The 21,103-nt window shown below is 68.7% G+C and carries 25 protein-coding genes; 6 read left to right on the top strand and 19 right to left on the bottom strand.

The features are described 5' to 3' along the window. From H7F51_RS18800 to queC, 6 genes are all read left to right on the top strand, one after another. Window positions 1-606, top strand: a 606-nt coding sequence (locus H7F51_RS18800; protein WP_281384418.1) for a cold-shock protein, incomplete at its 5' end; no start/stop codon positions are given. Between the two features lie 155 nt (window positions 607-761). Next, window positions 762-1,952, top strand: coding sequence for an aspartate aminotransferase family protein (locus tag H7F51_RS05860; RefSeq protein WP_185663310.1), 1,191 nt, complete (start codon window positions 762-764; stop codon window positions 1,950-1,952). Then, entirely contained in the window at window positions 1,952-2,878 is a 927-nt protein-coding gene (gene argF, locus H7F51_RS05865) for an ornithine carbamoyltransferase (RefSeq protein WP_185663311.1), read from the top strand. The genes H7F51_RS05860 and argF overlap by 1 nt, the downstream gene beginning before the upstream one ends. Next, window positions 2,875-3,786 (top strand): Hsp33 family molecular chaperone HslO, encoded by a 912-nt coding sequence (gene hslO, locus H7F51_RS05870; RefSeq protein WP_185663312.1) that lies wholly within the window; start codon window positions 2,875-2,877, stop codon window positions 3,784-3,786. Before argF ends, hslO begins: the two co-directional genes overlap by 4 nt. A gap of 138 nt (window positions 3,787-3,924) precedes the next feature. Beyond that, complete coding sequence (locus H7F51_RS05875) at window positions 3,925-4,296, top strand: DUF3617 domain-containing protein (RefSeq protein WP_246447899.1); 372 nt, start codon at window positions 3,925-3,927, stop codon at window positions 4,294-4,296. A 40-nt stretch (window positions 4,297-4,336) separates the two neighbouring features. Continuing rightward, window positions 4,337-5,038, top strand: coding sequence for a 7-cyano-7-deazaguanine synthase QueC (queC, locus tag H7F51_RS05880; RefSeq protein ID WP_185663313.1), 702 nt, complete (start codon window positions 4,337-4,339; stop codon window positions 5,036-5,038). Between the two features lie 12 nt (window positions 5,039-5,050). Here the strand turns inward: queC and H7F51_RS05885 are convergent, their stop codons facing one another. The 19 genes from H7F51_RS05885 to H7F51_RS05975 form a co-directional block, all read right to left on the bottom strand. After that, the gene (locus H7F51_RS05885) at window positions 5,051-5,572 is read right to left on the bottom strand and encodes a superoxide dismutase family protein (protein ID WP_343061228.1); all 522 of its coding nucleotides are present in this window, start codon (window positions 5,570-5,572) and stop codon (window positions 5,051-5,053) included. Window positions 5,573-5,664: 92 nt separating this feature from the next. After that, window positions 5,665-6,753 carry an OmpA family protein gene (locus H7F51_RS05890; protein WP_185663314.1) on the bottom strand — a complete coding sequence of 363 codons (1,089 nt, stop codon included), beginning with the start codon at window positions 6,751-6,753 and terminating at the stop codon, window positions 5,665-5,667. Between the two features lie 193 nt (window positions 6,754-6,946). After that, complete coding sequence (locus tag H7F51_RS05895; protein ID WP_185663315.1) at window positions 6,947-7,405, bottom strand: DUF2793 domain-containing protein; 459 nt, start codon at window positions 7,403-7,405, stop codon at window positions 6,947-6,949. An 18-nt stretch (window positions 7,406-7,423) separates the two neighbouring features. After that, window positions 7,424-9,610, bottom strand: coding sequence for a GTA baseplate fiber-binding domain-containing protein (locus H7F51_RS05900; RefSeq protein WP_185663316.1), 2,187 nt, complete (start codon window positions 9,608-9,610; stop codon window positions 7,424-7,426). 10 nt (window positions 9,611-9,620) lie between these two features. Next, window positions 9,621-10,031 carry a peptidoglycan endopeptidase gene (locus tag H7F51_RS05905; RefSeq protein WP_185663565.1) on the bottom strand — a complete coding sequence of 137 codons (411 nt, stop codon included), beginning with the start codon at window positions 10,029-10,031 and terminating at the stop codon, window positions 9,621-9,623. Beyond that, entirely contained in the window at window positions 10,031-10,849 is an 819-nt protein-coding gene (locus H7F51_RS05910) for a DUF2163 domain-containing protein (protein ID WP_185663317.1), read from the bottom strand. Before H7F51_RS05910 ends, H7F51_RS05905 begins: the two co-directional genes overlap by 1 nt. After that, a complete protein-coding gene (locus H7F51_RS05915) occupies window positions 10,846-13,188 on the bottom strand; it encodes a DUF2460 domain-containing protein (RefSeq protein WP_185663318.1) in 2,343 nt (780 codons plus the stop codon). Before H7F51_RS05915 ends, H7F51_RS05910 begins: the two co-directional genes overlap by 4 nt. A gap of 13 nt (window positions 13,189-13,201) precedes the next feature. Further along, on the bottom strand, window positions 13,202-13,771 hold the full coding sequence (locus H7F51_RS05920; protein ID WP_185663319.1) for a tail tape measure protein: 570 nt from the start codon (window positions 13,769-13,771) through the stop codon (window positions 13,202-13,204). Beyond that, entirely contained in the window at window positions 13,764-13,961 is a 198-nt protein-coding gene (locus tag H7F51_RS05925) for a phage tail assembly chaperone (RefSeq protein ID WP_185663320.1), read from the bottom strand. Before H7F51_RS05925 ends, H7F51_RS05920 begins: the two co-directional genes overlap by 8 nt. Continuing rightward, a complete protein-coding gene (locus H7F51_RS05930; RefSeq protein ID WP_185663321.1) occupies window positions 13,958-14,278 on the bottom strand; it encodes a GTA-gp10 family protein in 321 nt (106 codons plus the stop codon). Before H7F51_RS05930 ends, H7F51_RS05925 begins: the two co-directional genes overlap by 4 nt. After that, on the bottom strand, window positions 14,275-14,682 hold the full coding sequence (locus H7F51_RS05935) for a phage major tail protein, TP901-1 family (protein WP_185663322.1): 408 nt from the start codon (window positions 14,680-14,682) through the stop codon (window positions 14,275-14,277). The genes H7F51_RS05930 and H7F51_RS05935 overlap by 4 nt, the downstream gene beginning before the upstream one ends. Window positions 14,683-14,723: 41 nt before the next feature. Then, window positions 14,724-15,113, bottom strand: a complete 390-nt coding sequence (locus tag H7F51_RS05940) for a DUF3168 domain-containing protein (RefSeq protein ID WP_185663323.1) — start codon at window positions 15,111-15,113, stop codon at window positions 14,724-14,726. 173 nt (window positions 15,114-15,286) lie between these two features. Further along, window positions 15,287-15,835 (bottom strand): head-tail connector protein, encoded by a 549-nt coding sequence (locus tag H7F51_RS05945; RefSeq protein ID WP_185663324.1) that lies wholly within the window; start codon window positions 15,833-15,835, stop codon window positions 15,287-15,289. Between the two features lie 136 nt (window positions 15,836-15,971). Continuing rightward, entirely contained in the window at window positions 15,972-17,102 is a 1,131-nt protein-coding gene (locus H7F51_RS05950; protein WP_185663325.1) for a phage major capsid protein, read from the bottom strand. A gap of 73 nt (window positions 17,103-17,175) precedes the next feature. Further along, the gene (locus tag H7F51_RS05955; protein ID WP_343061229.1) at window positions 17,176-17,580 is read right to left on the bottom strand and encodes an HK97 family phage prohead protease; all 405 of its coding nucleotides are present in this window, start codon (window positions 17,578-17,580) and stop codon (window positions 17,176-17,178) included. Continuing rightward, a complete protein-coding gene (locus H7F51_RS05960) occupies window positions 17,577-17,885 on the bottom strand; it encodes a DUF6127 family protein (protein ID WP_185663326.1) in 309 nt (102 codons plus the stop codon). The genes H7F51_RS05955 and H7F51_RS05960 overlap by 4 nt, the downstream gene beginning before the upstream one ends. Next, window positions 17,885-19,045, bottom strand: a complete 1,161-nt coding sequence (locus tag H7F51_RS05965) for a phage portal protein (RefSeq protein WP_185663327.1) — start codon at window positions 19,043-19,045, stop codon at window positions 17,885-17,887. Before H7F51_RS05965 ends, H7F51_RS05960 begins: the two co-directional genes overlap by 1 nt. Window positions 19,046-19,084: 39 nt before the next feature. Then, entirely contained in the window at window positions 19,085-20,437 is a 1,353-nt protein-coding gene (locus H7F51_RS05970; protein ID WP_185663328.1) for a DNA-packaging protein, read from the bottom strand. Further along, a complete protein-coding gene (locus H7F51_RS05975; protein WP_185663329.1) occupies window positions 20,421-20,909 on the bottom strand; it encodes a hypothetical protein in 489 nt (162 codons plus the stop codon). The genes H7F51_RS05970 and H7F51_RS05975 overlap by 17 nt, the downstream gene beginning before the upstream one ends. Window positions 20,910-21,103: the final 194 nt, after the last annotated feature.

Below are 21,103 nucleotides of genomic sequence, written 5' to 3' on the forward strand. Positions count from 1 at the left end.
GGCGGCTCGCGCGGCGGTGGCGGCGGCTTCGGCGGCGGCTCGCGTGGCGGCTTCGGCGGCGGCGGCGGCGGCGGTGATCGTGGCGGCTTCGGCGGCCCGCGCGGCGGCGGCATGCCGGCCCAGGTCGTAGGCCAGGGCAAGGGCGTCGTGAAGTTCTTCAACGCCCAGAAGGGCTTTGGCTTCATCCAGCGCGAAGATGGCGGCGAAGACGTTTTCGTCCACATCAGCTCGGTCGAACGCGCCGGTCTCGAAGGCCTGGCCGAAGGGCAGACCCTGGAATTCCAGCTGGTCGATCGCGGCGGCAAGATCTCGGCGAGCGACCTAGTCATCGTCGGTGATGTCATCCCGGTCGAGAAGCGCGAAGTCGCGCCGCAGCGTCAGCTGACCGGCGAAAAGGCTACCGGCACGGTCAAGTTCTTCAACGCGATGAAGGGCTTCGGCTTCATCACGCGTGACGACGGCCAGCCGGACGCTTTCGTCCACATCAGCGCGGTCGAACGGTCGGGCATGCGGGCCCTGAACGAGGGCGACCGGCTCGAATTCGATATCGAGGTCGATCGACGAGGCAAGTACTCGGCGGTCAACCTCTCGCCGCTTCAGGGTTGATCCGGCCGGCCGGCCTCTCGGGCATGTAACCGAAGGTCGGCACAAGCATGATGCGCGCAAGTGGCGGTCCGTCAGGGCCGCCATTTGTCGTTTGTGTTTACCTGCCCCTGCCGTTGAGTTTTGCGCGGGGCACATCGGACTTCAAGGAACCAGTCATGTCGATCTCTCCGCTCATGCCCGTCTATCCCCGGACCGCCTTCCGGCCGGTGCGCGGCGACCACTGCCACCTGATCGGTGAGGACGGGAAGCGTTATCTCGACTTTGCGGCGGGAATCGCGGTTAACATCCTGGGCCATTCGCACGAGGGCCTGATCGGCGCGATCCAGCAGCAGGCGGCGACGCTGATGCACGTGTCCAACCTCTATGGCAGCCCGCACCAGGAGCAGCTGGCGCAGCGGCTGGTCGACCTGACCTTCGCCGACACGGTGTTCTTCACCAATTCCGGCGCGGAGGCGGTGGAATGCGCGATCAAGACCGCGCGGGCCTATCACCAGCATGTCGGCAACCTCGACAAGTTCGAGCTGATCACCTTCCGCAACGCTTTCCACGGGCGGACCATGGCGACGGTCAGCGCCTCGGACCAGGACAAGATGCACAAGGGCTTCCTGCCGCTGCTGCCGGGCTTCAAGTACGTCGATTTCGACGATCTCGAGGGCGTGAAGGCGGCGATGGGGCCGAACACTGCCGGTTTCCTCGTCGAGCCGATCCAGGGCGAGGGCGGGATCAAGCCGGCGAGCGACGAATTCATGAAGGGCCTGCGCCAGCTGGCCGACGACAATGACCTGATGCTGGTGCTGGACGAGGTCCAGTGCGGCTATGGCCGTTGCGGCACCTTCTATGCCTATGAGCAGTACGGGATCGAGCCGGACGTGCTGGCCACGGCCAAGGGCATCGGCGGCGGCTTCCCGCTCGGCGCCTGCATGGCCACCGAGAAGGCGGCGCGCGGCATGGGCTTCGCCACTCACGGATCGACCTATGGCGGCAATCCGCTCGCCATGGCGGCGGGCGAGGCCGTGCTCGACGTGGTCGGCCATGCCTCGTTCTTCGCCCAGGTGCGCGAGACCGGTGAGCGGCTGCGCTCGCGGCTGGAGCAGTTCATCGGCAACTATCCCGACATGTTCGAGCTGGTGCGCGGCCGGGGGCTGATGCTGGGGGTCAAGATGAAGGTCGAGCCGCGGCCGTTCGTGGCGCACCTGCGCGACAATCACCAGTTGCTGACCGTCTCGGCCGGTGATCACACGCTGCGGCTGGTGCCGCCGCTGGTGATCGACGAGAGCCATATCGACGAGTTCATGGACAAGCTCTCGGCCGGTGCGGCGAGCTATTCGGTGGTGGAGGTCGCCTGATGACGCGGCACTTCCTCAACCTGGCCGACGCCGGCGGCGATGCCGTCGCCGCGATGCTGGGCGATGCGCTCGACCGCAAGGCGGCGCGGCGGACCTGGGCCAAGGGCCAGCCAGACGCCGATGCGCCGCTGGCCGGGCGGGTGCTGGCGATGATCTTCGAGAAGAACTCGACCCGCACCCGCGTGTCGTTCGACATGGCCATGCGCCAGCTCGGCGGCAGCGCGATCGTGATGGAGGCGGGCGGGATGCAGCTCGGCCGGGGCGAGACCATCGCCGATACGGCGCGGGTGCTCAGCCGGATGGTCGACGCGGTGATGATCCGCACCAACGATCACGCCAAGATCGAGGAACTGGCGCACTATTCGACCGTGCCGGTGATCAACGGGCTGACCGACCTGTCGCACCCCTGCCAGATCATGGCTGACCTGCTGACGGTGATCGAGAACGGCAAGGCCCTGCCCGGGCTGGAGCTGGCCTGGCTGGGCGACGGCAACAACGTGCTCAACTCGATCGTCGAGGCGGCGGGGCTGATGAAGTTCAACGTCCGCATCGGCGTGCCGGAGGGCTACGAATCGGATCAGGGCTTCATCGACCGGGCCAATGCAGCCGGGGGACGGATCAGCCTGCACCGCGATCCGCGCGCGGCCGTGGTCGGGGCCGACGTGGTCGTGACCGACACCTGGATCTCGATGGGCCAGGCCCATGCCGAGGAAAAGCTGGCGGCGATGGCGCCCTATCAGGTGGACGAGGCGCTGATGGGCGCGGCCAAGGCCGATGCGGTGTTCCTGCACTGCCTGCCCGCCCACCGCGGCGAGGAAGTGACCGATGCCGTGATCGATGGGCCGCGCTCGCTGGTCTGGGATGAGGCGGAGAACCGGATTCACGCCCAGAAGAGCGTGCTGCGCTGGGCGCTGGGCCAGCTGTGAGCGAAGAGGCAGGCGGCGCCGCGCCGGGCGAGACGGGATCCGACTGCGTGCTCGGCTTCACCGTGCCGGGCCGCAACGTGCGCGGGCGCGCGGTGCGGCTCGGGCCGGTGCTCGATACGATCCTCTCGGCCCACGATTATCCCTCGGCGATCAAGCACCTGCTGGCCGAGGCCCTGACCCTGACCGCGCTGATGGGCGCGCTGCTCAAGGACGACGAGGGGCAGCTGACGGTACAGGCGCAGACCGGCGGCGGCGTGGTGGATCTTTTGGCCTGCGACTATCGCGGCGGGGAACTGCGCGGCTATGTCCGCCACGACGCGGACCGGCTGGCGGCCTTGGGGGCCAATCCCTCGCTGTTTGCGCTGTTCGGGCAGGGCTATCTCGCGGTGACCTTCGACCTTGCCGCCGAAGGACAGCGTTACCAGGGCATCGTGCCGCTCGAGGGGGATTCGCTGGCCAATGCGTGCGAGCGCTATTTCGCCCAGTCCGAGCAGGTTCCGACCCTGATCCGCATCGGCACCCGCAGCGGCAAGGACGGCTGCATCGCCGGGGGACTGTTGGTCCAGCACCTGCCCGAGGGAGAGGAAGGACGCGAGCGCCTTCATGCCCGGATGGACCATCCCGACTGGGAGCACGTCGCGGTCATGGCCGGCTCGGTGCGACATCACGAACTGATCGACCAGGCCGTGTCGATGGAAGATCTGGTCTGGCGGATATTCCATGAGGAAGGGGAGATTCGCGTTGCATCCGGGACGGCGCTGACCCGTGGGTGTCGGTGCTCGATCGAGCACTACCGTGCGGTCCTCTCGCGTTTTCCGGAATCCGAGCGCGCCGAAATGCGGGACGACGATGGCATGGTCGTGGTCGACTGCGCCTTCTGCTCGAAGCTGTTCCGGATCGAGACCTGATCGCTTCGGCTTGCGCAAGGCACACTTGGCCGCGCCGAAAGGCGTGACTATATTTGCGGCGGGCCGCCGGATTCACCGGTCGGCGCGGACCGGACCTTGATGTTCACTTGGCGATCAGTGCTGTTGGGCGGGGCATTTTTGGCCGGGCTGTCGGCTGCCGGCAGCAACGAGGTCGCCGCGGAAAAGCCGGTCCTGCAGATGCTCGGCCGGATCAGCGAGGGACGCTGGGAGCTGCGCCGCCGCGATGGCTCGGTCCAGCGGATCTGCATCGATAGCGGGAAGCGGTTGATCCAGCTGCGCCATCCGGAGAGTCCGTGCAACCGGCTCGTGCTCGAGGATGGGCCGAGTTCGGTCACGGTCCAGTATACCTGCCGCGGCAAGGGCTACGGGCGCACGCACATCCGGCTCGAAACCGGGCAACTGGTTCAGATTGAGAGCCAGGGGATTGCGGAAGGCTTGCCGTTCGAATTTGTCGCCGAAGGGCGCCGGATCGGCGATTGTACGCCCTAAGGCGGTTGCCAGCGGGGGCTGCGCTGGTTAGCGCGGTGGCATGAGCCAAGCCCTGCACGCCAAACCGAAGGATGCGGTCGTCCTCCTGTCCGGCGGTCTGGATTCGATGGTCGTCGCCGCCTTGGCCCGTGAGGCGGGCTACCGGGTAAATGCGCTGACGATCGACTACAATCAGCGCCATCGCCGCGAGATCGAGGCTGCGCGGACCATTGCGGCGCATCTCGGCGCCAGCCGCCACGTCATATTGCCGCTCGACCTGCGGCAGTTCGGCGGTTCGGCGCTGACCGATGATATCGCCGTGCCGAAGGGGGGGCTGGAGGAAGGGGTTCCGGTCACCTATGTCCCGGCGCGCAACCTGGTATTCCTGTCGTTGACGCTGGCTTGGGCCGAGGCAATCGGGGCGAGCGACATCTTCATCGGCGTGAATGCGCTGGACTATTCGGGCTATCCCGATTGCCGGCCGGAATTCATCGCCGCCTTCGAGAACGTGGCGACGCTGGCGACAAGAGCGGGCTCGGAAGGGGTGCCCTTCACCATTCACGCGCCGCTGCAGTTCATGGGCAAGGACGACATTGCGCGGGAAACGGCGCGGCTGTCCCTTGATCCGGCGATGAGCTGGTCATGCTACGATCCCCAGGAAGACGGCCGCGCCTGCGGGCTGTGCGATAGTTGCCGCTTGCGCCGCGACGGGTTCGCCCGCGCGGGACTGGTTGACACGACCGCTTACGCAGCCGACGCCTGAATCGGGCTGCGGTCAGGTCCTGACGAGAATACCGCAGGCGATCCTCGCGCCGCTGTTGCCGGTGGGGTCGGTGCGATAGTCATCCGCGGCGGCGTGGATAACCAGCGCCGTCCCGTCGGCATCGAACAGACCGGCATCGAGTTGGGCCCTGGTTCCCTGAAGCGGCAGGTCGATCTGCCCCGTCCCGTCAGCGATCACGGCGATGTTCTGCAGATCGCCCATGTGCGCGCCCTTGGGGTTGAGCACACCATGTTCGTGCATGGCGGGATTGAGATGCCCGCCTGCGGTGGTGAAGGCGGGGCCATCGCAGCGCCCCACCGCGTGAATATGAATGCCGTGCGATCCCGCCGGGAGGCCGGACACGTTGCCGAGCAGCCGGTATCCGGCTCCGGAGGTCACGAGGGCTATGGAGCCGGCCGGCTGACCCGTCGTTGAAATCATGCTGAAAGTCGCCACCGGGGGCGGCGTGACCGGCGTGGTCGCACAGGCCGAGAGGGTCACGATCATGGCGATGGCGCAGAAACGGTTTCGCACGGCAGGTCCCCTCGGATGAATGTCTTCTAATTATAGCAAAAAGGGGCCGGATTTCTCCGGCCCCTTCGAATTTTGCAGGCTTCTGGCGAAGCTTAGTTGCCCGAACCCGGCCCGTAGGTGATTTCCACGCGGCGGTTCTGGAGTTCGCGGACGCCGTCGGCGGTGGGAACGCGGGGGTTCGTTTCACCGAAGGCCTGAGCGGTGATCGCCGAACCGGGGACGCCATGGCTGGTCAGGTAGCCCTGGACCGAGTCATTGCGGCGGCCCGAGAGGGCGACGTTGTACTTGGGCGTACCCGAGCGGTCGGCATAGCCGGCGAGCATGATGGGCACGTTTGCGCAGTTGCCATAGGCGGCGACGGCGCTGTCGAGGATGGTGGCAGCCTCGGGCGTGATGTCCGACTTATCCCAGTCGAAGAACACGATGTAGGGCCCCTTGTTGCACACCGGCGGCGGCGGAGGCGGCGGCGGAGGCGGCGGGGGCGGAGGCGGCGGGGGAGGCGGCGGCGGCGGGGGCGGGGGCGGCGGCGGAGCCGGCGGTTCGCCGAAGTTGTAGGTCAGCGTACCGAGCAGGCTGTGCGAGCGGAACCGCGAGGTTACCGCGCGGCCGGTAGCGTCGACGAGGTTGACGTTGCTCTCGTTGAAGAAGCGGTATTCCAGGCCAGCATCCCAGTGGCTGCTGATCGGGGCGCGAACGCCCGCCAGAGCCTGCCAGGCGAAACCGGTGTCGGAATCGTTCAGCGCGCCAAGGCTGCTGGTCGAGTTGAGGTTCGCCTTGACGCGAGCCACCCCGACGCCGCCGCCCACGAAGCCCTGCAGGCCGTCGTCCGGCCCGAAGTCGAGCAGACCATTGACCATGAAGCTCAGTGCGTCGACCTTGCCGACCGAGCTTTTGCCGAGGCTGACACCGTTCACGGTGTAGTTATCGGCATTGGCACGGCGATAGCTGGCTTCGGTTTCGAGACGGAACGGACCGAAGTCGTAACCGATAACGCCACCGAAGTCGTAGCCAGTCTTGGTGTCGAGCTTGCTGGGCGTGGTGACGCCGGCAATGCTGAAGTTCATGTCTTCGACGATCATCGGACCGCCTTCGACCTGAACATACCACGACTTGTCGCGCGCAAGCGCAGGCGAGGCGAGTGCCGTAGTGGCAACCGCCAACCCTAGGACGAGTTTCCGCATGTTAGATTTCCCCTTTTGCGTTTTTACACACCACCGAGTGTTCACTTGTGTATCGGCTTAAAATTAACCCTGCAAGCGGCCGAGCCGCCAACTGTTGCCGAAAAGCCGCACAAAATGCGGTCCCCATTACGATTCGACTCCGGAAAATCCCTCATTCTGCCGTCTAACGCGGCCCACTTGCCAAAGTTCCCGTTTACAAAGGGAAAATGCCGGCCTGCTGCATCGCGGAAAAAATGGCGGCAATCGCGTTCCGGGCCTCGGCATCCACAACCGTTCCGCCGCTCGGCGGCGCCAGAGCCGTGGCTTTGCGCCAAGCGCCGCCGACGCGGCGCAGATCCTGGCCGGTTGCGGCGTTGAGCAGTCGCATGCCGTCACGCGGCGCGACATAGAGCCACTGTCCGCCCTGACGCAGGGCCACCTGCCCCGCGCGGCCCGACCAATCGTCGCTGGCACCGGATGCTATCAACCATGCTTGTCCATCCAGTGGGGCAGCCGGAGGAGCGGCTTGCTCGGCCTCGATCGCGGCGTGGCTCAACCCGTCGAGAATGGACAGGGCCTCGTTGACGAAGGCCTCTTTCTGGGCCTGTCCCGCGAAAAGCAGGGGCAGACCAAGGCGCGGGCTGACGCTGTCAAACGTAATGGGATCGCTCATGGCTTACCTTTCAGGAACTCAATCGAGATGTGTGAGCAGGAGGGGCTGGGATACGGAATAGCTGCCGCGCTGCCGCACCATGACCGGCGCCCCGGGATGCGCGGCGGCAAGGCTCGCGGCGGTCGCGGCCGGGATCGTCAAGGCGTTGGTAGAAAGGGTCCACATCGCGACCGGGGTCTCGGGCGGGCCAACGAACACGTCATATTGCTCGCTTTCCTCGTGGAGCGGGGTTTCCACCGCATCCAGCCATGCCCATGCGCCGCGGGCCCGGCGCGTCCAGCCCAGCTGGAGGCTCCCGTCCGCCAGGGGTTCCACCCTTGGCCGCACCGGAAACAGCGGACGCTGCGTCAGGCCCCGGCAACGGATCGGCACACTGGCCGGTTCGGCGTCGCCGGCCCCCACGGCGGCCACGGTTGCCAACGGGTTCTGGCCGACCAACGCTCCATCGACCAGCGTCGGGCCGCCGTCGAGCAGGACGAACGGTTCGCCCGACAGGTGGGAGTCGATGGACTGCTCGGTCCCGCCCCTGCCGCGTAGCAGGCCTTCCAGCCGCCACCGGCCCTCGCCAAGCGGGGTTGCCCTGGCGAACTGGATGATTTCCTCGCCGAGCAGGGCGCGATTGGCGCCCATCGCCAGTTGGTTGCCGGTGACATTGACGAGAGACTGGTCGGCCGCGGTGAGTGCGATCTCGACCCTGTTCGCGCGGTCGAGCAGATGCGGGCTTCCTGCGCCGAGAGCCGAAAGTGCATGCCCTATCACGTTGCGGCTTCGCCCGGTCGAACCGACCGGTTGCAACTGTCCGTCGCCGCCGTCGAGAAAAAGTGCGGCGCCCGACCAGCCCGGCGCGACCGAACCGGCCGCCGCCAGGACTAGCGGGGCATCGCTTGAACCGGTCCCGTCCCACGGCACCTCGAAGGCGACAAGTTCGGTCGCTCCCAGCGCCGCGTCCACAGGCGGGAGGATCCGTCCGGCGTCGGACGAGACAACGGTGGCCGAACCGCCGGGCGGCGAGCGCCACAGCGTCAACTCGATGCCGCTGGAGCGCCATTCCCATTCGTTCACCCGCCACAGGCCCGGTTGCCCGGGAACCTGGACCAGCGCTCCCGGACGGATCGCAGGGTCGATTTCCGCCGTACGCCACGACAGGGTCTGCTGGGCCCATCGTCCGCGCCGGGTCGCCGCCTCGATCATCGCCCGCGCCGAGGCGGCGGTGGCGGCAACCGGCAGCTCGATCGTGTCCGGTTGGCCCGGTGCGGGCCGTCCCAGCACCCGCTGCAGGCCGGGCTGATAATCGCGATCGACATCGTAATAGCGCAGCAGCTCCGGCGGATTTTCCTGTGCCGGAAGCCGCTTGCGCGCCACGCCGCTTTGCGGCGCGAAGCCATCGTCGGGTGCCGAAGTGGTGGCCGCGCGGAGCAAGGCAGGGGAAGAGGCCTCGCCCGAGCGGATGGTCAGGATGTCGCCGCTGACGTCGCAATCGACCGGGACGACCGCGTTGATCTGGGCGAGGATGTCCGCCAAGGGGCCCTCGCACGACAGGCCGAGCATGTCGTCCAACGGAACGTCGGCCGTAATCCCCTCGATCACCCCTTCGGTAATCTGCGCCAGATTGAGCGCCGTCTCGCCGCCCAGCACCTCGAAGGTGAGCGCGGGCAGGCGGTTGCCGAAATCGCCGAGTTGCAGGTTTTCGAAGACTGCATAGGCCGTGCCGCGATAGGCTGGGCACAGGCCTTCTCCCTCCGCCGCGACGAGCAGAGGATCGGCCGCCTGGTCGCCCCCGCCGGTATATATCCGCAGGGTGCCGCTGGTCTTGAGGTCGCCTGATGCACCGCGCAGCAGGTTGCCGTCGGCCCAGATCCGACCGATCCCGGCGATCGGGCGCGAGGCGAGCGCCACCGCGAACGAAGCGCTGTAGCTGTAGCTGGTCGTGGAAGGGCGTCCCTTGCCGCCACCCTGGGTGTCGCTGTGTTCGACCAGGTCGGTTGCCCAAATGATCGATCCGGCGACCCGCATCTGGCCGAAATGCCGCGCCAGCGCCGAGCCGTAGCTCGAGGTGGTCACCGACAGTTCCTTGAGCCGGGCGCCTTCGCGTGATCCGGAACCGATGATCGCCGTATCGACCTGCCGACCGATCAGCGCACCGATGGCGCCGCCCAGCGGGCCGCCGATCGCCGTGCCGATCGCGGAAAAAATCAGAGTCGCCATGTGCCTGCTTTCAAGCCTGTGCTGTCATTCGCCAGCGTTGAACCAGAATATCGCCGAGCGGCCCGGGCCGGACTGCAACGCGGCCAAGCCCGGCATGGGCCTCGACGAACCATCCCGCGCGCCGCGCCGCGATCACCAGATGCAACTGGCCGGGCCCGGGACGGACGAAAAGGACATCGCCGGGCTCGTCCGGGCCGGATGCAGCTGCGAAGCCATGATCTCGGGCCAGCAGGGGGAGCGCCGCATATGACCCGGTGCGCAGTCGGTAGCCGGTAGGAAACGCCGCCGGACGCCCCATCCCGGCCAGTGCGGCCGACAGGAGGCCAATGCAGTCGAGCCCGGTTTCCGGGGCGCGGCCATGCAGCCGGAACCGGCAGCCGACCAGCGCCTCGGCCGCTGCCGCCAGAGCCGCGGCCTCCATCACGATGCCGCCGGATAGCGCGCGATCATGTCATTTCCGGGTAGATAGGGCTCGCCCTGGAAATTGACCGCGTTCCCGAAGCGCGCTGCGCAGGTGGTGATGGTGCGGTCGCACCCTTCGCGCAGGATCACCCGGCTGCCGATCCCCGCACTGTCAAGCGGCGCCGAGAGCAGGAGCCGGCCATCCTCGATCCCGGCGATGGCCGACCTCTGCCCGCAATTGCTGCCGTCCAGCCAGCGCAGATCGCCCCCGGCCAGCAAGGCGATGTCGACGGCGGCCGCGATCTCGACCCAGTTGCCGTCGATGTCGGCCGAGACGATCCGGCCCGGATGGTCATGGGCCGCCGCCGAAAGGTTGCAGCGCGGTCCGCAGAACTCCGCCCGGCAGGTCGGTGATGTGCGCGGCACCGGATCGCGCCGCAATTCGGTCTTGCGCGATTCCAGCGCTGCCGAGAATGTTCCGCTGTCTTCGCTCACGGTGCCGATCGTGCCGCGGTACAGCACGAAACGGTCGGCCGGATCATTCCAGTCGACCAGCCCGATCACCACCCGCGCCCCGTCGAACCGGCCTGCGGCCAGATCGCGCGCATCGATCGAATCGTGCGCCAGCGCCCCTTCCACTTCGGCGCTGTCGGCGTCGAAATCGGCCGAGCGGCGGATTGCCGAAGGAACCATGCCCGGCGCGGCGCGGTGCAGCACCCCATCGAACCAGAGGTCCCCGTCGTGAGTGGTGAAGCCCAGCGTCACGCCGTCGCGCCGGATGACCCGCCAGAACGTGGCGACCGTTTCCAGCTCCTGCGAAAACCAGACCCTGCTCATGCCGCCTCGCGGATTTCGACCACGGGCACGCTCGGCGCCTCGCCCGCGGCAAAGGTGGTGCCGGAAAGCTGGAGCTGGTCCTCGGCAAAGCGCACCGGTACGTCGAACCGGAAGCCCGCCCGCACGATCGCGCCTGCCGCCGGCGCGGCGGCAAAGGCCACCACGCCCAGCGGATCAAGCGACCATCCCGAGGTCATCACCGCCCCGTCCACGCTGATCCGCACCGACGCAGCCTCGGGGCGCGTGATCCGTCGCACCTGCGCCCCCTCGTCCTCGCCGTACCGCTTGACGAGGGGAAAGTGGGCGGCATGGCCATCGCCAGTGCCCAGCACTTGGTCAAGTGCGGTGGGCGTCCCGGTCATCGCGTTGGAACTGTGGTCGAGCGGATCGCGCAGGCGAAAGCCCCGCGCCGGCCCGCGCCGTGCCCGGAAGAAGGAGAGCAAAGTACCCAGCTCGCTTTCCGAGCGGACCCCCGGCCCCACGTCGAACTTCAGCCGCGCGTCGGACCACAGGCTGTTGCGCCGCTCGAAGCCAGAGGCGGTGACGGCGATCGAGGTCGAGAACTCCGGCGCGACGGCGGCATCGCTGCCCAGCGCCAGGGGATAGGGAATATCGTCGAAGGACTGCATCTGGTCATCCTCGGCAGAAGGGGAGGGCAGGCGAACGAAGCCGTCGCGGCAGATCTGAGGCAGGGCCCAGACGAAAACCTCGTGGGCCGCGCGGGCCCGGGCCTCGTCGATCCCCGTATCGATCCGGCGCCACAGCGGGCCGTCGTCGGCATTCAGGGTGAACCCGGCGAGGTAGTCCTGCGCCTCGGCAGGATAGCCCAGCCGCGCATCCACCACGCCGTAAGCCGCGCGCCGGGCCGCATCCTGCCCGCCGGTCAGCCAGTCATAGTCTTCCACCTGCAGCCGGTCGAAAGCGGGCGCGGCCCAGCCGGTCGGCAGGTTGGCGCGGCGCGCCTCGGGCATGGCCGGGTCGAGCACGGTCGGCAGGAAGGTCAGCAGGAGCACCTCGGCCGAAGCCGGCGCCGCCGCCTCGCGCACCGCATCCACCACGCCGGCGGTCGATGCCGCCAGCAACGCGCCCGCCGAATCCAGCAGGGTCTTCTCCGCCGCGCCCAGCTGCGCGCCCATGTCCGCGATCACCGGCGGATCGCCGCCGAAGGCTGCCCGCGCCGCATCGTCATAAAGGTGGATCCTGCGTCCGGCATCCATCCACCACCACGGCTCGCCCACCTGGAAGCGCACCGCCACATCCGCCTCGGCCATCATCGCGGCAAAGTCCGTCGCGGCGCCCCGCAGCCATGCCATTGCCTCGTCATGAGCGGGCGAGAGTAGGGCCGACGGCGGCGACCATCCGGTCCGTGCCGCCGTGCCATCGCTCGCGCGCTGCTGCCAGTCGTCCGGACAGTGCTGGGCCAGCACCTCGTAGGAGAGCGAGAAGATCGGCGAAAAGTCCCGCGCCTTCGCTTCGGCCAGGAAATTCTCGTGCCAGGCCCGCGCCGGGGCGCAGATCGGGGCCGAGCCTTCCTCCACCAGAAAGGTGCCATCCGCCGGCACCAGCCGGAAGAAGTGGCTCATCCCCACATAGTGCAACAGGCTGCCGCGATAGCCGAGCTGGTCGACATTGCGCAGGAGCCGCGCCGGGGCCTGGTTGCAGCAATCGTCATAGGCCGTCGCGCAGGCGATTCCATGCGGCGGCACGATCACGTCGCCGATCTCCAGCATGGCCCGCTCCCCGTCGCAACGGATCGCGCTCAGCTCGGCCCAGCCTTCGGGCGGTACGGCAAAGGGGTTCGTTCCCCCGGGCACGAAGCCCGGCGCCACCAGCGAGATGAACATCCGGTCGATGTCGGCCGGGTGAACCGGGTCGGCATCGTCCGGCAGCACGAAACCCCCGTCCAGCGCCGAGAACGGGATCACGATCTCGGCATCCGTGGGCGAGCCGGACACGGCATAGTTCCACAGCCGCACGTACCAGGTCCGCGCCGCCCCGCTGGCATCGCGCCCCTCGATGGTCAGGGTCGGGCCATTCACCTCGTCGAGCGCGATCAGCCCGCCCGATCGCCAGCGAAACGACAGCGCCGTGCGCGAATAGTCCCGGTCGGTGCAATAGGCGAGCAGCGGATGGTCGAACCGGTCGACGCTGTCCCAGATCAGCCCGGCCAGGTCGCCGGTCTGCATGAACCGCACGTCGACGCGCAGCGCCGCCGGGCCGGTCGAGACGACCGATGCCATCATCGGCCGGGGAAAGTTGACCGTCCAGTAACGCGGGTCGAACCGCTGGATCCAGTCGCTATGCTGCCCGTCGCGGGCATGGGTCAGCCAGAAGGCCATGGTTCGCTTGTCCTCAATAGTCGCGCAAGGCGCGCTTCACCGCGCTCGCCACCTGCCGGCTCGAGCGTTGCAGGGCCTGCGGGCCGCTCGCGCTCCCGCTGCCGTTCACCGTGATCGCCACGCGCACGTCGCGGCTCGTCCCTCCGGGCGTTCCGGTCTCGATTCGCCCGGCACTGGTCGGCACGAACAGCTCCGGTCCGCGCTCGCCCACGACATAGCCCCGGCCCGGGGAAACCGGCCCGCCCGTGGCCCGTCCCGGCAGGCCGAGCACGGCCCCGAGCAGGCTGGTGCCGAGGCTCAGCAGCCCGCCGCCTCCGCTAGAGGAGGTTCCGCCCAGCGCGCCCTTGAGTGCCTGCGCCGCGATCGAATCGATCACATTGAGCGCCGTCTTGCCAAGGTCCTCGAAACTCAGGCTGCCCTTGCGCACTGCGCTCACCAGCCCGCGTTCCAGGACGGTGCCGGCGCGGGAAAATCCGTCGACCAGCGTGCCGTCGAAGGTGCTGCGCATGGCCGCGATGTCCTGCGCAAAGCCCTGTGTGCTGGCCCGGACATCGACCATCAGGGTGTCGACCGTATCAGTCATTGTCTTGCTCCATCAGCCGGGCAATCTCGGCGCGGCTCACGCCCGTGCCTGCTTCGGCCTGCGCGAGGGGGGAAAGGATCGCCGCCAGTTCCGCCGGGGTTGCCGCCCAGAATTCGTGCGGCCGCCAGCCCAGTGCGCGCCCGGCAAGGCCCGCCAGACGCCCGGCGCCGGGCGCGAACCGCTCGCTCATTCGGTGCCCTGCAGGATCTGCGCGAGCAGCACGCGCAGCGGCCTCGCCGCCCCGGCAAGCCCGGCGGCGATCACCGCCTCGCCCACTGCCTCGCGCCCGATGCTCGCGCGGTCGGCAAGGCAATGCCAGAACAGCGCGGCCAGCTCGGACAGCCTGAGCTGGCCCGCGCCCGCCCGCTCGACGAGGGCGAACAGCGGCCCCATTTCCTCTTCCGCGCCAACTAGCGCGGAAAAGGTCGGGCGCAGCAGGCGCGGAATCCCGCTCACCACCAGCACGGCCTCGCCCCGCTCGGGATTGGCGATCCCCGCTGCGCTCACGCCGGCACCACTGCGCCGGAGCTTTCCAGCGCCAGCGTGTAATTGCGCTCACCGTTGAAATCGCCGGCATATTCCAGCTTCTGGACGAGGAACTTGCCGCGCATCCGCGCGCCGTCCTCGAAGCTCAGCTCATAGTCGGCCAGCGAGCCCGACAGGGCCACGTCGCGGATCTGGTTCTCGGCCGCGCTGCCGAGGAAGATCCCCGCCGCGCTGACCGAAACCTGGCGAACGCCCGCGCCCGAAAGCAGCTCGCGCCAGCCGCCGCTGTCCTTGCTGGTTACGACCACCGTGTCACCGGTGATCGACATCTGGGTGGTCCGCAGCCCGGCCACGGTCTGGTAGGCCGGGGTCGCGGCCCCGTCGGAAATCTTGAGCAGGAATGCGGCACCTTTCTGTGCGGCCATGGGGCTTCTCCGTCTGTAAGGGGTGTCGGGGCACTGGCCGGTCAGGCGGCCAGCAGCCGGAAACGGTATTCGAGCAGGACCGAGCGGACATTGCCGGCCCGCTGCTCGGAACGGGCGCGCAGGAACTGGGCATTGACCACGGCAAAGCCCGGCTGATCGCGCGGCAAGGCGGCAATCCGCGCCTCGAGTCCGCGGACCAGCTCGGCGGCGGTGTCGGGCCGGTCTCCCCGGCAATGCAGTTCCAGCGCGATCCGCACCTCGCGGCCCGGGCAATCCTTCACGCTCCAGTCAGCGCTCGCGCTGGTGGCGATGGCCAGCCACGGGATCGCGGCGCTGGCCGGGGCTTCTTCGGTCACCGAATTGATCGCGGCGGCGAGCACAGGGTCCGCAGCCAGCCAGCCGATCAGGGCCGTGCGCAAGGCAATTTCCATCGGAACCTATCCTTTCGTGAATGCGGGCCAGAGCAGGTCGGCGCGGCGCCAGACCCGGTCGGGCGTCGCCCTGGCCAAGGCCCGCGTCTCGGCTTGGGCCACGGAGACAGTCTCGGCCCGGCGCTGCAGGCTGGCGGCAAGGGCGGTGAAATCGGTGGTTGCGGCCAGCGCGCTCACAGCAGGCGCGGCCCGCGCCATGGCCGCCACAGGGCAGCCACGGCGGCCGGCGGAACCGGGCCCTTGTCGCCCGCCTCGCGCTGGCGATACTGATGGGCGGCAAGCCGCACGATGCCGTGGCGCAGCCCGTCGGGCAGGCCGCTCCAGTCGGTCGCGAGGCCAGCGCTGAAACGCACCGCGATCCGGCTGGCAAGGCCAGGGTCGAGCATGCGCAGCCAGCCGGTGCCGTCGGCGCGGAAATCCAGCGCATAGGCCGCCGGTGTCAGCGCCAGCCGGGTGCCGTCATTCGCCAGCCCTTCCACCGAAGTGATCGAAAGCACCGGGCGCACGTCCAGCTTCTGCCATTCGCTGCTGACCGCGATCACGTCCTCGCATTCCGCCACGAGCGGCATCTGCCCGGTGAAGGCTTCGCAGGTTTCCAGCGCGGCTCTCAGCTGGGCGGTAAGGGTGGCGTCCTCGCCACTGGTATTGATGCCGAGCCAGTCCTTGAGCTCGGCCAGCGCGGCCGGCGAGAGGGGCGCGGCTGCGACGATTGCCCGCTTCATGGCGGTCTCCATGTCTGTCACGAAAAAGAACGAAGGCGCCCGCGCCGGACGGGAAAGGGGGAAAATCCGCCCGGCGCGGGCGCAGGTGACCCGCGCCCTCAGGGGAGGGAAATGCGCGGGGCCCTCAGGGGAGCCGTCAGGTCGAGATCTTGAGCAGCTTGATCGCCTCGCTATCCAGCACCTGCCCGCCCACGCGCTTGGTCGCGTAGAAGTTCACGAACGGCTTGTTGGTGTAGGGATCGCGCAGGATCTTGGTCGCCGAGCGCTCGGCGATCAGGTAGCCGTTCCTGAAGTTGCCGAAGGCGATCGGAAAGTTGCCGGCGGCCACGTCGGGCATGTCCTCGGCCTCGATCACCGGATAGCCCAGCAGGCGGGCCGGCGCGCCTTCCATCAGGCCCGGCTGCCACAGGAACGAGCCGTCGGCGGCCTTGAGCTTGCGCACGGCGGCCAGCGTCGCGGTGTTCATCACGAAGACCGCGCCCTGCCGGTGCGCCGACTTGAGCGAGTGGACGAGGTCGATCAGCTTGAGTTCCGGCGAGGTGTCGAAACCGGTGGCATTGCCCGAGGCGACGAACTGCAGCGTACCGAAGGCGCGGGCGGCGTCGGCGGCATTGCTGGTCGGGGCCACAAGGAAGCCCTTGGGCTGGTTGGTGCCGCTGCCGCCCACGAAGGCCGCGGCCTCGGCCCGCGCGAACTCCGCGCCGATTTCCGAGGCGAGCCAGGTCTCGACGTCGAACATGGCATCGTCGAGCATGGCCTGGCTGGCCGAGGGATTGGCATAGAGCTCGCCCGAGGGCGGGGCGATCTCGGCGAACTTGGGCGCGGTGGTTTCCGGGCGCGCCGAGGTTTCGCTGACCCAGCCCGAGGCGCTGCCCGAGGTCATGATCAGCTTGCGATAGCCGGCGGTGCCGACCTGGACGACCTGCGCGATCTGGCGGATCGGGCTGATCTTGCGCAGCACGGCGGCGATCTTCTCGTCGATCTCGCGCGGCACGGCATAGCCGCCGTCGGCCGCCACCGCGCCCGAGAGGGACTTCAGCTCGGCCTCGCGGCCCTGGCGCAGAAAGCCGTCGACGAAGCTTTTGACCTCGATGCCGCCTGCCGCGCCGCCCAGCGCCGGACGCCCGCCGCGCGGGGTCCTCTCGAGCCGCGACTTCACTTCCGCGATATCCGAACGCAGCGCCTCCAGCGCGCCCTCGGCCGCATCCTGGCGGGCAACGATGTCGAACGAGGCGTCGAGCGCTTCAGCGGAGTTTTCGATATCCATGAGGCAGTTCACCTTTCACACACATTGGGGCCGCCCCGCGGGCGACCGGTCTTCGAAGGGGAAGAAGGAAAATTCAGGAAACGAGGTGGACCCGCGCCGCGTCCTGCATCGGATGGGTCACCAGACTCACCTCGAAGAGGTCGATGTCGGTCAGCTCGCGCCCGGTCTGGTCGCGGCGAAACTGGCGTGCGGTGTATCCGAATGAGAGCCCGGTCACCGTGCCGCGCCTCAGCGCCGCCGCGGCCCCGCCCTCGGGGTTGTCGATCGCAGCCACGACGCGCAGCCCGCGCGCATCCTCGCCCACGGTCTCGACCCAGCCGATCCGCTGGTCGGGCCGGTGCTGCCAGTAGAGCGGCAGCGGCTGGCGCCGCTCGGCCAGCGTCCGGGCAAAGGCCCCGGGCCGGATCACGTCGCGCCCGCTGTCGCGCTTGTCGAACAGGGCGGCATAGCCCGCAAAACGCAGCGGCCCATCGCTCACCGCAGCAGCCCGATCTGGCCGAGCCGCACCGCGATGCCCACCAGCAGCAGCGCCGCCGCGCCGGTCACCACCCAGCCGACCATGGCCCGCCAGGCATCGCGCTTGGCATCGCGCCAGGCCGCGAGCAGCTGGCGCAGCTCGGAAAGGTCCTCGTGCGCCTCGGCATCGGCCAGGCCCATCCGGCTGAGAACCCGCTCGGCGCCCACTTCGCTCGCTTCCTCGACGATCGCGCGCAGGGTCACCAGATCAGCGCCCGCGCTGGTGGCCTGGGCGATCAGCCCGGCCAGCATGTCCTGTCTGTTCATTATTTGTTCTCCAAATTCTTTGGCATCGGCGCAAGACCCAGCATCGCCCGCTTCTCGTCCAGGCTCAGGAAGTCGGCCTTGCTCACCTGGCTCCACAGCAGCTCGCGGTCCTCGGCCAGCGCCGGAACCCGGTCGAGGTCGACCGTCAGCGGACTGTCCGGGAACCATGTCGTCAGCCCCTCCGACAGGGCCGAGAGCAGCTTGGCCGCCAGCGGCAGCAAGGTCAGCCGCCACAGCGCGCGGTTGGCCTCGCGGTAATTGGCATAGGTCGCGTCCCCCGGCAGGCCGAGCAGCATCGGCGGCACCCCGAAGGCCAGCGCGATGTCCCGCGCCGCCGCGGCCTTGAGCGCGGCGAAATCCATGTCCGCCGGGCTCATGGAAAGCGATTGCCACTTCAGCCCGCCCTCCAGCACCAACGGCCGCCCGGCATTGCCCTCGCCCGAAAAGGCCTGGGCCAGCTCATCCTTGAGCCGGTCGAACTGGTCCGGGGTCAGCCCGGCACCGTCGCCCCCGTCATAGACCAGCGCCCCCGAAGGCCGCGCCGCATTGTCGAGCAGCGAGCGGTTCCAGCAGCTCGCGGCATTGTGGATCGCCACGGCCTGGTCGGCGGCGGAAAGGCAGCCCGCGCCGTAATGGTCGTCGGCGGGATGATAGGCCTTGATGTGAATGATATTGGGCGAGGCGTCCTCGTCCTCCACCGGGATGGAGATCGCCTGCTCGCCCACGCGGTAGGCATAGGCCTCGGGCCAGCCATCGGGGCCGACGATCGCGCTCACCCGCTCGGGTCGCAGCGCGAACAGTTCCACCGGCCGCCCGCGAGCGTCCTTGATGATCTGCACATAGCCATTGCCATGCAGCAGCAGGTGGCTCGCCAGCGTCTCCAGCAGCGCTTGCCCGGCGCTCGTCGCTGTGACCAGCACGGCCAGATCCGGCTCGGTCGGCACCAGCGCGGCCTGCCCGATTCCCTCGGCCACCAGCCGCACGGCGCGCTGCGCCACGGGGTTGTCGAGATAGGCCCGGCGCACTGCCCGGCCATATTCAAACGGCGCGCGGGCCATGCCGCCATCGGCCATGATCCACGGCGAATTGTAAGCGCGCGCCAGCGGCACACGCGCGGCCGTGCCCTTGAAGGCAGCGGCCAGGCTCTGCAAAAACGACATCGGCTTGGGGCCTTTCTGTAATGTCAGCTCGGGTCCGGCTCAGCGCACCCAGATCTTCGGTTCCGCCGCGCGCTGCAGGCACAGCTCGCTCAGCGCCCAGACCAGCGCATCGGCGCGGTCGGGCGAACGGCCCGGCCCTTCATAGGTCCCGCCGGCCATCAGCCCGCACAGCTCGTCCTCGAGCCGCGCGAACAGCCCGGCATGGCGCACCCGCCCGGCCTCGTAGAGCGCGGCGACCGGCTCGGCCCGCGCCGCCTTGCCGCGGCTGGCGTGAACCAGCTTGAGCGGCAGGCTGATCTCGGCGGCGCGCAGCACGCTCGCCACCATCTGCCCGCCCTGGTTGGCCTCGGCGACCACGCGGTCGGCCTGCCACAGCCGCGCCGCCTCGGCGGTCGCGCGCGCCCAGCGCTCGGGGCTCGGCTTCTCGACCGAGGCATCGGCCAGCACGCGGGCCACACCGTCCTCGCCCAGCGCGCAGACCACGATCCCGCAGGCATCGCCATCCGCCGAAGCGGGCGGGTCCACCCCGATCACGGTCCGCACCGCCGCAGCAGCACCGCGCGGCTCGCGGCACTGCTCCAGCAAGGCGCGGGTCCACAGCGCGCCCGGCCGGTCGAGGATCAGCTCGCCCTCCAGTTCCTGTCGGCCCAGCAGGCTTTGCCCAAATGTGCGGCGCATCGCATTGAGGAACCGCGCGGGCAGGTTGGCGGCATTGTCGAAGGTGCTGCCGCGCGTCACCGCAAGGCCGTCCTTCTCCGCCAGCAGGCGCCGCAGCAGGGGCATGTCGCGCGGGGTGGTCGTCGCCACCACGCGCGGATCGTCGCCCAGCCGTAGGCCCATCAGCAGGTTGTCCCAGGCGGCCATGGCGCGGCCGCCGGCATTGTCCCACTTGGCCAGTTCGTCGCACCAGCCATGGCTATGCTGCGGCCCGCGCAGGCTTTCCGGTTCCTGCGCCGAATAGAGCGTCGCCTGCGCGCCATTGGGCCAGGTCAGCCGGCGCAGGCTGGACTCGAACTTCGGGCGCCGGTGCTCCGGCGCAATGCGCATCAGGCCGCTGTCGCCGTCGACCATGATCGCCCGGGCTTCGGCGAGGTTCGCCGCGACCAGCGCGATCCGCGCCGCGCCGTCCCGCTCTGCCACGGCGCGGACCCATTCCGAGCCCGCCCGGGTCTTGCCGAAGCCGCGCCCGGCAAGGATCAGCCAGGTCCGCCAGTCGCCCGCCGGGGCCAGCTGCGCCCGGCGCGCCCAGAGCGGCCAGTGCCAGCGCCATTCGCGGCGCTCCTCGTGGTTCAGTCCCCCCAGCAGGGCAGCCCGCTCGGCCGCACTGGCCTTGAGCAGAACCGCCAGCGTGTCCTCCGCCTCGCCGCCATGGGGCTCAGCCCCCGGCGGCATTGCCTGCTCCGTCGTCCGCCGCCGCTTCCTCCTCCAGCCGCCGCGCCTGCACCTGCTCGCGCAGCATGGCCAGCTTGGCATCGAGCGAGGCCCGCACCTCCTCGGCGTTCACATTGGCCTTTTCCGCCATGTATTTCGCGCGGGTGTCCCTGTGGGCCAGCAGCAGCCGCAGGGCTGTCGCATTGTCATATTTGATCGCGGGAATGTCGCGCGATTCCCCGGTGCGCAGCCGGCACAGCAATTCCATCTCGAGGTGGTCGTAACCCTCGACCAGCGCCTCCAGCCAGGCTTCGGCAAACAGGCCATCCTCGCGCTTGGTCTTGTAGACCCAGCTCAGGCTGATGTCGGCGCACTCGGCAGAGGCGGTGACGTTCGAAGTCTCGGCAAGGCAGGCGAGAAATTTCTCGCGCCAGTTCTTGGGCGCGCCAAATCGGCGCCGGCGCGCAGGCGCGCCGTCAGGTTCAGCTGTCATGCTCGTGTCCGCTCCGGGGTAGGGAAGTCTTGAGCGAAATCAGGCCGTTCGCCGCAGGGTGGCGGCGACTCGCTTCATCTCGATGTTCCCTTTATGTACCGAAACAGCGTGACGATGTCAAGAACAAATAACCAATGTGGTTACATATCTCGCCGCTTGCCGGTTCGCCGCCCCGCCTCTATCCCCGCGTCACA

Source organism: Novosphingobium flavum, assembly GCF_014230315.1.
GTDB lineage: Bacteria > Pseudomonadota > Alphaproteobacteria > Sphingomonadales > Sphingomonadaceae > Novosphingobium > Novosphingobium flavum.